The 13063-nt window shown below is 54.6% G+C and carries 13 protein-coding genes; 8 read left to right on the forward strand and 5 right to left on the reverse strand.

Going from position 1 to position 13063, the window contains the following annotated elements; translation table 11 throughout:
• Positions 1–115 precede the first annotated feature (115 nt).
• Together AC3G2T_RS18350 and AC3G2T_RS18355 are read right to left on the reverse strand one after the other, a co-directional pair.
• Positions 116–280 carry a hypothetical protein gene (locus AC3G2T_RS18350; protein ID WP_474685621.1) on the reverse strand — a complete coding sequence of 55 codons (165 nt, stop codon included), beginning with the start codon at positions 278–280 and terminating at the stop codon, positions 116–118.
• Between the two features lie 14 nt (positions 281–294).
• Positions 295–549 carry a DUF2533 family protein gene (locus AC3G2T_RS18355; protein ID WP_488436454.1) on the reverse strand — a complete coding sequence of 85 codons (255 nt, stop codon included), beginning with the start codon at positions 547–549 and terminating at the stop codon, positions 295–297.
• 134 nt (positions 550–683) lie between these two features.
• Between AC3G2T_RS18355 and hrpB the strand changes: the two genes are divergently transcribed.
• The 5 genes from hrpB to AC3G2T_RS18380 are packed head-to-tail and all read left to right on the forward strand — an operon-like array spanning position 684 to position 5679.
• Positions 684–3191 (forward strand): ATP-dependent helicase HrpB, encoded by a 2508-nt coding sequence (gene hrpB / locus AC3G2T_RS18360; RefSeq protein WP_488436455.1) that lies wholly within the window; start codon positions 684–686, stop codon positions 3189–3191.
• A complete protein-coding gene (locus tag AC3G2T_RS18365; RefSeq protein WP_474685628.1) occupies positions 3188–3910 on the forward strand; it encodes a lipase family protein in 723 nt (240 codons plus the stop codon). Before hrpB ends, AC3G2T_RS18365 begins: the two co-directional genes overlap by 4 nt.
• 17 nt (positions 3911–3927) lie before the next feature.
• On the forward strand, positions 3928–4182 hold the full coding sequence (locus tag AC3G2T_RS18370) for a hypothetical protein (RefSeq protein WP_474685630.1): 255 nt from the start codon (positions 3928–3930) through the stop codon (positions 4180–4182).
• Between the two features lie 17 nt (positions 4183–4199).
• A complete protein-coding gene (locus tag AC3G2T_RS18375; RefSeq protein WP_474685632.1) occupies positions 4200–5084 on the forward strand; it encodes an aminoglycoside phosphotransferase family protein in 885 nt (294 codons plus the stop codon).
• Complete coding sequence (locus AC3G2T_RS18380) at positions 5038–5679, forward strand: class I SAM-dependent methyltransferase (RefSeq protein ID WP_474685634.1); 642 nt, start codon at positions 5038–5040, stop codon at positions 5677–5679. Before AC3G2T_RS18375 ends, AC3G2T_RS18380 begins: the two co-directional genes overlap by 47 nt.
• A 105-nt stretch (positions 5680–5784) precedes the next feature.
• Here AC3G2T_RS18380 and AC3G2T_RS18385 read toward each other — a convergent pair whose 3' ends face one another.
• Together AC3G2T_RS18385 and AC3G2T_RS18390 are read right to left on the reverse strand one after the other, a co-directional pair.
• On the reverse strand, positions 5785–6246 hold the full coding sequence (locus AC3G2T_RS18385; protein ID WP_488436456.1) for a CBO0543 family protein: 462 nt from the start codon (positions 6244–6246) through the stop codon (positions 5785–5787).
• On the reverse strand, positions 6167–7255 hold the full coding sequence (locus AC3G2T_RS18390) for a DUF2515 domain-containing protein (protein WP_488436558.1): 1089 nt from the start codon (positions 7253–7255) through the stop codon (positions 6167–6169). The genes AC3G2T_RS18385 and AC3G2T_RS18390 overlap by 80 nt, the downstream gene beginning before the upstream one ends.
• Positions 7256–7384: 129 nt before the next feature.
• On the opposite strand from AC3G2T_RS18390, the gene shc reads away from it, so the two are divergent.
• Positions 7385–9247, forward strand: a complete 1863-nt coding sequence (gene shc / locus AC3G2T_RS18395; protein WP_488436457.1) for a squalene--hopene cyclase — start codon at positions 7385–7387, stop codon at positions 9245–9247.
• Between the two features lie 49 nt (positions 9248–9296).
• Here shc and AC3G2T_RS18400 read toward each other — a convergent pair whose 3' ends face one another.
• A complete protein-coding gene (locus tag AC3G2T_RS18400; RefSeq protein WP_488436458.1) occupies positions 9297–9986 on the reverse strand; it encodes a hypothetical protein in 690 nt (229 codons plus the stop codon).
• 180 nt (positions 9987–10166) lie between these two features.
• On the opposite strand from AC3G2T_RS18400, the gene AC3G2T_RS18405 reads away from it, so the two are divergent.
• Positions 10167–11261, forward strand: a complete 1095-nt coding sequence (locus AC3G2T_RS18405) for a substrate-binding domain-containing protein (protein WP_488436459.1) — start codon at positions 10167–10169, stop codon at positions 11259–11261.
• 92 nt (positions 11262–11353) lie between these two features.
• Complete coding sequence (locus AC3G2T_RS18410; protein ID WP_474685642.1) at positions 11354–13027, forward strand: ribulokinase; 1674 nt, start codon at positions 11354–11356, stop codon at positions 13025–13027.
• Positions 13028–13063: the final 36 nt, after the last annotated feature.

Consider the following 13063-nt stretch of genomic DNA (forward strand, 5'->3'; position numbering starts at 1 on the left):
CCGGAGCAGCCGGGCGGTATGGCGCGGAAAACAAGCGGCCGATCGGTTCGGCGCGCCGTTGATTGCGTCTCTCGCAAACGGCAGTCGGTTCTTTTTGGATGACGGAGAGTTGTCCCTAGACAAAGTAAGCATGCGCGATGTAAACATAAGCGACATAGCATACGACGGAAAGCAGCATGACGGCTGCTCCGGCAGCTTTCTTTTGTTTGAACATCAGCAGCAGTCCGGCACTGAATACAGATCCGATAATAATCATGGAAATAAAAGTTAGTACGCCCACCCGAAAATTCCTCCTTACAGTTTGCTCGCGTAATCGCGCACCATTTGCTCGGTTACATATGAGCGCAGAGGGGAAATGCCCTGCTTGGCGTGCGCAGCGATGGCCGCCGTAATGGCGTTGATGCGATCTACCGTAAAAGGGAGCCCGTTCCTGCACAGCTCGACGCACTCGTCGATAGCCTGCTCGCGCTGCTCGTCCAATGCGGCGAATTGGACCAAATGCATATGCTGATTCGTGGAATGTCTGGTTATCGCTTCATGTACACTCATGTTCTGTTTCTCCTTTAACGAACGGATATGTCTAATCCAGTATACACGATGACCGGCGCATGGAACAATGAAAACGGTGAAAGCGGTAAAAATAAGGCGACAAGTACGAACTTAAGTAAAGCGGAGTGAAACGAATGCAAGCGTTACCCATCGAATCGGCACTGCCGGAATTAAGACAAGCGCTGCGCTCCTCCTCATGCGCCGTGCTGATCGCGGCCCCGGGAGCCGGGAAGACTACGCAAGTCCCTATCGCCCTTCTGAACGAGCCTTGGCTCGGAGAGCAAAAAATCGTCATGCTGGAGCCGCGCCGGCTCGCCGCGCGGGCGGCAGCCCGGTATATGGCCGGCAAGCTGGGCGAACAAGTCGGACAAACCGTCGGATTCCGCGTAAAAATGGAAACGAAAGTAGGGCCGCAGACCCGCATTGAAGTCATCACGGAAGGCGTGCTTACGCGGATGCTGCAAGCCGATCCGGCGCTGGAAGGGATCGGAGCGGTCATTTTCGACGAGTTCCACGAACGAAGCCTGCATGCGGATTTGGGGCTCGCGCTGAGCCGGGAATCGCAAAGCTTGCTGCGCGAAGATTTGCGCATCCTAGTCATGTCCGCGACGCTCGAGGCCGAGCCTGTGGCGGATATGCTGGATCATGCGCCCATCATTCACAGCGAGGGCAGGGCGTTTCCCGTGGAAACCCATTATGCAAGCGGCAAAGTCGGAGGCAGCATCGAACCGTACGTCGTTCGCTACGTCATCCATGCTTTGCAGGCTCATGAAGGAAGCATTCTTGTGTTTTTGCCGGGAGCGGCGGAAATACGCCGCGTGCAAGCGGGTCTGGCCGCGCAAATGGCGGACAAAACCGTGGACGTTGCGCCGCTTTACGGCAATATGCCCTTGGAGGCGCAGGATAAGGCGCTCGCCCCGTGCCGGCTGGGCCGCAGAAAAGTGGTGCTGGCGACCGCGATCGCGGAGACCAGCTTGACGGTCGAGGGCGTCGCCGTCGTGATCGACTCCGGCCTCATGCGCGTGCCGCGCTTCTCGCCGCGCACCGGCATGACCCGGCTCGCGACGGTGCCGGTGTCGCAAGCCTCGGCGGACCAGCGCAGAGGCCGCGCAGGCAGGCTCGGTCCGGGCGTGTGCTACCGCCTGTGGACCGAGCACGAGCAGCGCCAGCTGCCTCCGAGCGGCACGCCCGAGATCCGCGAAGCGGACCTCGCGCCGCTGGCGCTCGAGCTGGCGGCCTGGGGCGCGCCCGAGCCGGCCGAGCTGCGCTGGCTCGACCCGCCGCCCGCCGCCGCGTACCGGCAGGCGCGGGAACTGCTCGCGCAGCTGGGCGCGCTGCACGAGGGCGGCAGCCTGACGCCGCACGGCCGACACCTCGCGGAGCTGGGGCTGCACCCCAGGCTTGCGCACATGGTGCTGCAAGCCGTGCCGCTCGGGCTCGGCGCAATGGCGTGCGAGCTCGCGGCCATCCTCGGCGAGCGCGACTTCCTGCGCGCCGCCGGCGGCGATGCGGATGTGCGCACCCGCATCGAGGCGCTTTGGAGCGCTGCCCGGAGGGAGCAGCGCACGGACGCCGAAGCCGAAGCAAGCGGCTTCGATTTGGCCCTGGCCCGCCGCATCCTGGCGGAGGCCAGGGCGCTGCAGCGCCAGCTCGGCATCCGCCCGAGCGGCGCGGAAAGGGCCGATGCGAGCGGGCTGCTGCTCGCATTCGCCTATCCCGACCGGATCGCGCAGCTCCGGTCGACCGGGCGCTTTTTGCTCAGCAGCGGCCGCGGGGCCGTGCTGACCGAGCTTCAAGCGCTCTCGAACGAGCGCTATCTCGCCTGCGCGGAGCTTGACGATCAGGGCGCGGAGAGCCGCATCTATATGGCGGCTCCGCTGGCGGAAGAGGAGTTGACCGGCGCATTCGCCGACCGGTTGGAGAAGGAACAGGAAGTGTTCTGGGACTCCGCTTCCCAGTCTGTCAAAGCCAGGCAGCGCATCCGGCTCGGCGCGCTGACGATCAAAGAAGCTCCTGTCCACGAGCCGGAACCGGAACAGCGGCTCAAAGCGCTGCTTCACGGCATCAGAAGCGAAAAAACGGACATGCTTCCCTGGACCCGCGCAGCGAGGCAGTTTCAGCAGCGCGTCATGTTTTTGCAGCGGTTTGACGCCGCGTGGCCCGATCTGAGCAACCCCGCACTGATGGAATCGCTGGAAGACTGGCTCGGCCCGCATCTGTACGGGCTGAAAAGTCGCAGCGATCTTCAGCGCCTGCAGCTTATCTCCATCTGGGAGGATATGTTGTCCTGGGAACAGCGCAGGCAGCTTGACGAATGGGCGCCTACGCATATTACGGTACCCAGCGGCTCCCGTATTCCGGTCGATTATAGCGACCTCGGCGCGCCGTCCTTGTCGGTCAGGCTCCAGGAGCTGTTCGGACTGGAGAAGTCGCCGCGCATTGCCCGCGGGCAAGTGGCGCTGACGCTGCATCTGCTTTCGCCGGCGCAGCGGCCCGTGCAGGTGACTAAGGATTTGTCCAGCTTCTGGAAAAACGCTTATTTTGAAGTGAAAAAAGATTTGAAAGGACGCTATCCGAAGCATTATTGGCCGGACGACCCGCTTGCCGCGCAGCCGACGAACAGGGCGAAACCCCGCTCATGATATTCCGGTCTGCGACAAAACGGATCTCGATTTATTTGTCGGCCGGTTATGCGACCGCTCCGGACTTCCTGCATGGATGCGCCGAGGAGCTTGCCGGCCGTTTTCATCAGTCGGGTTGGAGCTGCCGGGTGCGCGTCTTTTTTCCTTACGGGGACTGGTCCCGCAAAGGGCGTCTGCAGCTGCACGAAATCGCCAGCGATCTTTGGAATGGCGCCCGGCAAAAAAGCGCCGCTTACGGAGGCAAAAGCTTGAGCGATTTCGTAAGCGAGCACTCGGCGCCCGATGAGCCGCTGCTTCTGATCGGACACAGCGGCGGCGGGGTCGCCTCCGTTCACGCCGCCTCCCGCCTGGAGCGGGCGGGCCGGAGCATAGCCGGGGTGATCCAGATCGGATCGCCCAAATGCGCCGTCCCCGCGGACTTGCGGCAGCGCGTTCTTTATATATACGCGGCCGGCGACCGCACGGCTGGCCGGGCCGCCGATCCGGTGACCCGGATCGGCACGTGGGGCGGGTGGGTCCCGGCCCGCGCCATCGGCTGGCGCTGGGCTCCCCGGAAGCACGCGCCGGCTTTCGTCAAGCCGCTTCGGCTTGCCGGCGGTCATGCCGATTATTTTCGCGACCATCCGCTTTTCGTCCTGGACGGGGAAAGCAATTTGCAGCAGACGGCACACACGATTTGGTCATGGCTTTGCGAAACATATCCGCATCAATTTACATAGAGGAAAGGATGTTGTCCATGTTTGAAATTTTGCGGGCAAGTATGCGTCACAGCAAGGAGGAAGGGTACGTCGGCCAAGTTGCCTTTCGGGTGGAAGGCCATCCGCTGCCTTACGAGATTACACTGTACAGCACCAATCGAAAAGAATGGGGCTACGGGCTGCATTTTCAGGGCGAATCCGGCAGTGAAGAACATATTTCGGCTGTGGAAGAAATGCTCGAAGACGATGAGTGGTTCGATCAGCTTGTTGACGCTGCCAATGCATCTTCTTAGCATGGAATCGCGACTACTTGAAGAGAGGACTGTCGGCAGCTATGGCGGGAGAAACACGTAAACGCTTAGGCGTTGGCAGAACGGCGGAAGTGTTTGAAGAGAGCGAGCGGACGGTGCTAAAGCTTTTTTATCCGAATCAGTCCCCTGATCTGGTTGAAAGCGAGTATGAGGCAAGCTTGCGTGTATTCCGGCTCGGGCTGCCTGTCCCGGAACCGCTGGAGCGGGTACATGTAGATGGGCGGCAGGGCATCCGCTATGAGCGCGCCTCCGGGAGAACGATGCTGGAAACGATCGGCCGCACGCCGTGGAACTGCTCCAAACTGGCGCGCCGCTTAGCTTCGCTGCATGTTGAGATTCATCGGCATCAAGCTGCGGATTTTCCCAAACTGAGCGAAGTGTGGGAGCATCGGATTCGCCATGCGCCTTTGTTGAACGACGCGGATAAATCGGAAATCGTGGAGCGGCTGCATGCGCTTGGCGGCGGGGAAGGACTGTGCCACGGCGACCTGCATCCCGACAATGTCATGATCGGAACGCGCACATGGGTGATGGACTGGATGACCGGAATGAGCGGAAACACGATGGCGGACGCCGCGCGGACGGCTCTCATTTTGCGCACGGGCCAAGTGCCCGAGGGCGTCTCGAAGCCGATGGCCGCATTGATCGCGTTTATTCAGAAGCGGTTTTATGCTTCGTACATTCACGAATATCTCAAGCTGTCCGGACGGAGCATGGAGGAGATTGAAGCGTGGATTTTGCCTGCCGCCGCGGCCAGATTGGTTGAGCATTTGAGCGATAACGAGAAACGGGTTTTATTTCAATTGATTCAATTCAAACTAAAGGGAGCTGCGGGCCGTGGATTTGGAAGTCAAACAGCTACTGAAAGAAACTTACGACAATAACGCCAGGTACAGGGATACGAATGACATGCAGGCTTGGAAAACGGAGGAGATGGACGAGTTTGCCGCCACACTCCGGACGGAAGGCCGCGGTATGAAGCTGCTGGATTTGGGGAGCGGTCCCGGGCAGCAGGCGGTTTATTTGCGCGAGCGGGGCTGTGAGGTCGTTTGCGTCGATTTATCGGAGGAAATGGTGCGCATTTGCCGGGAAAAAGAGCTCGAAGCGTATGCGATGGATTTTTACCGGCTTGATCTGCCTGCCGCTTCGTTCGATGCGGTTTGGACGATGAACGCCCTGCTGCATGTGCCGAAGGCGAGTCTGGTTGAAGTGCTGAGGAATATCGAACGGGTGCTGAAACCGGACGGTATTTTGTACATGGGCTTGTACGGAGGCTGCGAAAGCGAAGGCATTTGGGAAGAGGACAGCTACCGGCCGCAGCGCTTTTTTGCTTTTTATGAGGATGAGCATATTCAAAAGAAAGTACGCGAAGTTTTCGACATCGTCCGGTTTCGAGTGCTGTCCATGGGGGATGACATGAAACTCGATTACCAATCCATTTTAGCCAGGAAAAAAGGGGCTGCCCCACAAGTCAATTGATTTTCTGCCCCGCTTTGCCCGGATTTTTACCTGAAGAAAGGACCTCGTTCTCCGCTTGGCAGTGGAATTTGAGGTCCTTTTGCGTCGGGTGCTTCAATCTGCTTGCTATCCGCGCTTATCCGCTTCCTTTTTTAACCCAAAATAAACCCCTGAAATTAACGTTAGAAACAGTAAATAACCGAAGAAGCTGTATACATGCATCCACTTAACTGAATGAAGAAACAACCCTAGCCGCTCTGCTATCATTTCCAAAAATGGCATTAGCAAGCTGACAAACAGGACCATACCTGCCCTCGTCCATCGATCCATGTTGGAAAGAGAGTACAAAAAAACCATCGTCCATATAGGCAATCCGATTAGAGTGAAGATGATATTAATCGAAAAAATTTCCGGCAGCAGCCTGTGAGGAAACTGATACAGCCCTTTGCCGACAAAATAGAGATCGGAGTACGTACCAAGCATTGATGCGAGCATTGCGCATGTTAAACTATCTTGATTCCAAAAAGCTAATCGTTTTTTTGGCGAGCGCAGCAACTTCAAGCCGTTCCAATGTTTTACAGTATTCACCCTTAATCTCTCCGTCCGTCATTTCAATATCATCCTTTAAATAATCCGCCACGCCTATATCTTGAAACCAATCCCCCGGTTCCGCTTCCGGCTGGCTGACATTTTTCCAGGCATACTCAAGTCTTGGACTGTATATTCTCCTTGCTCCCTCGCGGAGACGGCACGATCTTAACCTAAATGGATAAGTAATTCCCGGTGCGCCTTCATTTACATCATTGAATAAATGCGGCCAGTAATCCTTCCTTGATCCGGTATGCGGATGCCGTTTCGCCCAATCCAGGGCCTGCCTATTAAAATCCTTATTTGCAAACAAAACGGCATATAGCCTTTTCCCAAGCAAAATTCGCTCATGAAGAGACTGGAAATGGTGAAGTGTCCGCCCCTTTACATTCTCACCTTCCGAAGGAAACAGAATTTGATTAAATGACAGCCAATCCTGAAGATGAAATTTGATTTTGTCTAATATTTCATTTTGATAATAGGGATTTTGAATGACCCTCTGTTCCAAGTAGCTTTGTTCATTGATAACTAACGCTATACAAACAATATACGTATCTCGGGCTCTCCAAAAATAGTTCCAAATCGTTTCCATAAAAATAGAAACATTCAGTTGAGGCAGCAGATAAAACAATGGTTTATTTTGCTTTAAACTTTCATCGTAAAGTAGAAATTGCGGGTATACATCTTGGAAAATCAGCCAGTTGCCGCGTTCTAAAAAATGGAAAAACGATTCCTGCTCCTTTTTTGTGAGCAATTTGGTTAAATATTCTCCCTTGAGATCGGTCATATTCCATCCGCCGTTCCGTGATACCATATGGCCTAAAAATGCCCAATGGATTTCAGGATGCCGGAGATAAAACTCGAGATAGGCTTTTGTTCTAGTCACATTATTAAGGTTGTGGCTTTGGGTAATCAATCTAACATTGTTCAAAAGTTTGTTCTCTGAAAGCGATAACTCATTTGAAATGGCATGGGAATGTTTCTCTCTTTTCTTTAATTCCTCGCGAATCGTTTCAAGAGGTGTTTTGGGGCGGTTTCTTGTGAAAAAGAAAGCAGCTTCCCTCCCTTACGAATTCTCTAGAGCAGAACCGAATATGTATAGCCTAAAGATGCTTTTACGGGAGGAAGGAGGGCTGGAATGATGGATACTGTGAAAGGGATGGAGTGGATTATTCAAACACTTCGAAAAGACCAATCTCCCGATGGTTCGTGGGCTTATCCGTTTGACACGGGGATTTCTACCGATGCTTTTACGATTATTTTATTGCGGACTTTAGAGATTAATGATAATGAATTAATTGCAGGGCTTTGCCAAAGGATTTTAAGTAAACAGCAGAAAAATGGGGCATGGAAGCTTTTTTATGATGAGGGAGAAGGGAATGTAACCACCACTGTAGAGGCCTATTATGCGCTGCTTTTTTCCGGATTCTACAGCAAAGATGACGAGCGTCTTAGCGCTGCCAGAAAGTTTATTCTCGCCAATGGCGGTTTATCGGAAGTGAGTATGTTTACGAAAATAATGCTGGCGCTGACCGGGCAATATAAATGGCCGTCCGCTACCCCTCTGCCAATTGAAATGATTTTGCTCCCGCTCAGCTTCCCGATCAATTTCTTTTCTTTGTCTGTTTTCGGCAGGGCCAATCTGACTCCGATTATGATCCTGGCTGATCGTAAGTTTTCCGTTCAAACAGCAAATGCTCCCGACCTGTCTGATTTGAAATTGATTCGCGATGATGAGGACCAATGGATTCGCTCAAGCGAATGGCGTTCGCTGCTCTCCTTTATTCAGGACGGAGTCAAAAGATTGCTCGGCATCCCGAGTGAACTGCATCAGCTAGCCTTTGAGCGAGCCAAAACATATATGCTGGACCATTTGGAAAGTGACGGAACTTTTTATAGTTATTACAGCAGTACCTTTCTGATGATTTTTGCCCTGCTTTCCATGGGGTACAAAAGAACGGATCCGGTCATTACCAAGGCCGTCCGGGGGATTCGGGCAATGAAATGCGAAATTAAGGGCCATCCTCATATGCAATATACAACGGCAAATGTGTGGAATACTTCGTTAATCGGTTATACGCTTCAGGCAGCGGGAGTTTCGCCCAAAGATCCTATGGTGGCGAGGGCAAACAACTATTTACTGAGCCGCCAGCAGACCCGTTTTGGCGACTGGGCCGTACATAATCCCAACAGCTTGCCGGGCGGCTGGGGTTTTTCCGATGTGAATACGATGAATCCGGATGTGGATGACACGACTGCCTCGCTAAGGTCCATACACAGAATTTCGCAGCAAAATCCAACTGCCTGGGAAAGGGGCGTCCGCTGGCTGTTGTCGATGCAAAACGATAATGGCGGATGGCCTGCTTTTGAAAAAAATGCCGATTCCAAGCTGTTGGAATTTATCCCGCTTGAAAAGGGCCGGTTTTTGCTGGCGGATCCATCATGTGCGGACTTGACCGGGAGGACGCTTGAATTTTTCGGGAACTATACGAACCATCCCTCCAACCATCCAATTATCAGGAATGCTGTAAATTGGCTGTTCAGCAATCAGCGGAAGGATGGTTCGTGGTACGGGCGCTGGGGAATTTGTTATATATACGGTACATGGGGTGCGCTTACAGGTTTAAAAGCGGTGGGCATATCGAAAAACCATCCAAGCATGCAAAAAGCGGCGGCATGGCTGACGAGTATTCAGAATACGGACGGCGGATGGGGCGAGTCGTGCCAAAGCGACATTCAAACGACCTACGTTCCGTTAAAGACAAGCACGCTGACGGATACGGCTTGGGCGCTGGATGCCTTGATAACAATTGCTGACCGGCCCACTGCAGCCATCCACAAAGGAATAGCATATCTGCTGGATTCCCTTAAGAAAGAGGATTGGAGCACCGACTATCCAAAAGGCCAAGGTATGGGAGGAACGTTTTATATCCATTATCATAGTTACCGGTATATTTTTCCACTGCTTGCTTTATCGCATTATCGAAGGAAGTTTGAATAATGAAGGACTGCCGATAGTCTGAGGCTTTTTCCGACTATGGCTGTTGCTGTTAACGAGCCGTTTCGATGGAAAAGGCTGTTGAAAACCTACCCCCCGCGTCAGAGGCGATAACCCCAATCTGTCTGGCTGCACGAAGAAAACCTGCAAAAACACATGAATTCGCGTCCTTGATCGCTGGCCACGAAGAAAACCTAGTTGTACAGGCGTATCGACGAGCAAAAAGCTGCGTTTTTGCGGGCTTTTCGCTCGCCGCGCCAGCGAAGCGCTTGCGTTCTTGGAATTTGCTGCGTCGAGTGGAGCGGGTGGTTTCGCCGCCATGAGCCTGCGCGGGTGCAAGCGGTTTGGCGGACGCTGGCAAAAGCCTGCGAAAGCGCAGGCTTTTTCGATGGAAACGGCCCGCTTGGCGGAAAAACCTGCGATTGTGCAGGAATTTCGGCTCAAAACGGCCTGAGCCCTGCGTATCGGTAGAAAAGCCTGCACATTTGCAGGAATATTTCGCTGCAGGCGGTAGCGGCGAGCAAAAACCTGCACTTTCGCAGGCTTTTTCGCTCACCGTGCCATCGAAGCGCTTGCGTTTTTGGAATTTGCTGCGCCGAGTGGAGCGGGTGCACTTCACCGCCATGAGCCTGCGTGGGTGCAAGCGGTTTGGCGGACGTTGGCAAAAGCCTGCGAAAGTGCAGGCTTTTTCGATGGAAACGGCCCTCTCGGCGGAAAAACCTGCATTTTTTCCAGCGGGCATTGGCGCTCACGGCTCTCGGTTCTCTTCTTGGGACGATGCCTGGATAAAGTGGCCGCGGACATGATTTTCCATCCATCCCGACAATGCGCAGCGGCTTAAGGGGCTCTTTTGCCAAGAATATGTACATACAAGTTGGGCGAATGCTATAATACGTTCAGAACGATACTCCCGAGGTGAAACATGAAAGAAAAACAGATGCCCAAGTATTTGCAGCTCAAGCAGGAAATTTTATCCTGGCTGCATGCCGGCAAGCTCAAACCGAACGACCAGATGCCTTCCGAGAATGAAATTGCCGAGCAATTTCAAATGAGCAGGCAGACGGTGCGGCAAACATTCGGCGAACTGGAGCAGGAGGGTTGGCTGTACCGCGTGCAGGGAAAGGGCACGTTCGTTTCCACTCCGCAAACGCAAAAGGGCCGCGATGTGCAGACGATCGGCATCGTGACGACATATATATCCGACTACATTTTTCCGCACATCGTGCGCGGAGCCGAAGCCGCTTTGCGCAGCAAAGGGTACAGGCTGCTCCTGTCCAGCACGGATAACGACAAGGAGAAGGAAAAAGAGAGCTTGAACATGATGATGAGCCAGCCGCTCAGCGGGTTGATCATCGAGCCGACGAAGAGCGCGGAAGGCAATCCGAACCTGAGCTATTATTTGTCTCTCGATTATCATGAAATTCCGTATTTGATGATCAACGAGCGGTACGCCGAAATGAACTGCCCGTGCATGAAGGTGGACGATGAAGAGGGCGGCTTCCTGGCCGCGCAGCATTTGATCGAGCTGGGGCACCGGCGTATCGCCGGTTTTTTCAAAACCGACGATTTGCAAGGAGCCAACCGGCTGAAGGGGTTCATACGCGCCCACAACAGCTACGGCCTCGCGCTTTCGCCGGATCTGGTCGTGCACTACACGACCGAAGAGAAGAAGCACAAGCCTTACGAGCAGGCGGTCGCGATGCTGGCTCAGGGGGAAGGGAAGCCGACGGCTTTTGTATGCTATAACGATGAGCTGGCCGTGCATTTGCTTGAAGCTGTACGTACATCCGGGTTTCAAGTTCCTCAGGACATTTCCCTGGTCGGCTTTGACGATTCGACGCTGGCTACCGCTACCGAAGTCAAGCTTACGACGCTCACGCATCCCAAGACGGACTTGGGCGCCGACGCGGCGGAGCTGCTGATCGGCATGATCGAGCATAAGCAGGAAAGAGGCAGAACTCCGGGCAAAATTTATAAGCCGGAGCTCATCGTCAGAGAGTCGACGGCAAAAATTTGATTTTGCATCTAGTCAACTTGTACGTACAAGTGCTATACTGAATATAGAAAAATTTAGCTTGTATGAACATGTACGCTAAGGAGGATCTAACCATGTCTACGAAGTATGCAATCGGTGTCGACTACGGTACGGAGTCAGGCCGCGCTGTGCTGGTCAATCTGTCCGACGGAACCGAGGTTGCGGACCATGTAACGCCTTATCCGCACAATGTGATCGACGAGCAGCTTCCGGAGTCCGGCGTCAAGCTGGAGTACGATTGGGCGCTGCAGCATCCGGCGGACTATATTGAAGTGCTCAAGCGGTCCGTTCCGGCCGTGATGAAAGCGTCCGGCGTCGATCCTGCCGACGTGATCGGTCTTGGCATCGATTTTACGGCATGCACGATGCTGCCTGTTGACGAGCAGGGAGTTCCGCTTTGCTTGAAGCCGGAGCTGAAGAACAATCCGCATGCATGGGTGAAGCTGTGGAAGCATCACGCTGCACAGGATGAAGCCAATTTGATCAACGAAATTGCCGAAGCCAGGGGAGAGGCTTTTCTTCCGCGCTACGGCGGTAAAATTTCATCCGAGTGGATGATTGCCAAAGTATGGCAAATTCTTAACGAAGCCCCCGACATTTACGAACAGACCGACCGCTTCCTGGAAGCTACCGATTGGGTCGTCTCCCAGATGACAGGCCAAATTATGCGCAACAGCTGCACGGCCGGTTACAAATCCATTTGGCACAAACAGGAAGGATATCCGAGCAAAGAATTTTTTAAAGCGCTGGACCCCCGTTTGGAAAATGTGACCGAAACGAAGCTGCGCGGCGATGTGGTGGCGCTGGGCACGAAAGCCGGAGAGCTTACGGAAACGATGGCCGTGCTGATGGGGCTGAAGCCGGGAACCGCGATCGCGGTCGGCAACGTGGACGCGCATGCGGCCGTTCCGGGCGTGGGCGTAGTGACGCCGGGCAAGCTGGTCATGGCGATGGGCACTTCGATCTGCCATATGCTGCTCGGCACGGAAGAGAAGCAGGTCGAAGGCATGTGCGGCGTCGTGGAAGACGGTATCATTCCGGGCTATCTCGGGTATGAGGCCGGCCAATCGGCGGTAGGCGACATTTTTGCCTGGTACGTGGAACAGGGTGTGCCCGCTTACGTACAGGAGGCGGCCAACGGGGAAGGCATCAACGTACACGAATGGCTGGAGCGCCGTGCATCCGCTTACAAGCCGGGCGAGACCGGGCTGCTGGCGCTGGACTGGTGGAACGGCAACCGTTCGGTGCTCGTCGACACGGAGCTCAACGGTCTGATCCTGGGCTATACGCTGCTGACGAAGCCGGAGGAGATTTACCGCACGCTGCTCGAGGCAACCGCTTTCGGCACGCGCAAAATCGTCGACGCTTTCCATAATAACGGCGTCGAAGTTCAAGAGCTGTACGCCTGCGGCGGTCTGCCGCAAAAAAACCGTCTGCTTATGCAAATTTATGCGGACGTGACGAACCGCGAGATCAAAATCGCCGACTCCAAGCAAACGCCTGCACTGGGCGCAGCGATGTTCGGCGCCGTGGCGGCGGGCTCCGCCAAAGGCGGCTACGACAGCATCGTCGACGCAGCGCAAAAGATGGCCCGCGTGCGCAAGGAAACGTTCAAGCCGATTCCGGAGAACGTAGCTGTCTATGAGCGGTTGTATCAGGAGTACAGCCAGCTTCACGACTATTTCGGCCGTGGCGAGAACGACGTGATGAAGCGTCTGCGCGCCATCCGGGAAGAAGCCCGCAGTTAATTTTTCATACACTTTTATAACCATTTAGGAGGCGTA

The sequence above is a fragment of the Paenibacillus sp. sgz302191 genome (assembly GCF_057749925.1).

Coding starts and splice junctions, on each gene's coding strand:
- AC3G2T_RS18355 (WP_488436454.1), bottom strand. CDS start 549: ATGAGTGTACATGAAGCGATAACCAGACATTCCACGAATCAGCATATG.
- AC3G2T_RS18365 (WP_474685628.1), top strand. CDS start 3,188: ATGATATTCCGGTCTGCGACAAAACGGATCTCGATTTATTTGTCGGCC.
- shc (WP_488436457.1), top strand. CDS start 7,385: ATGATGGATACTGTGAAAGGGATGGAGTGGATTATTCAAACACTTCGA.
- AC3G2T_RS18400 (WP_488436458.1), bottom strand. CDS start 9,986: ATGCCCGCTGGAAAAAATGCAGGTTTTTCCGCCGAGAGGGCCGTTTCC.
- AC3G2T_RS18410 (WP_474685642.1), top strand. CDS start 11,354: ATGTCTACGAAGTATGCAATCGGTGTCGACTACGGTACGGAGTCAGGC.
- AC3G2T_RS18370 (WP_474685630.1), top strand. CDS start 3,928: ATGTTTGAAATTTTGCGGGCAAGTATGCGTCACAGCAAGGAGGAAGGG.
- AC3G2T_RS18405 (WP_488436459.1), top strand. CDS start 10,167: ATGAAAGAAAAACAGATGCCCAAGTATTTGCAGCTCAAGCAGGAAATT.
- hrpB (WP_488436455.1), top strand. CDS start 684: ATGCAAGCGTTACCCATCGAATCGGCACTGCCGGAATTAAGACAAGCG.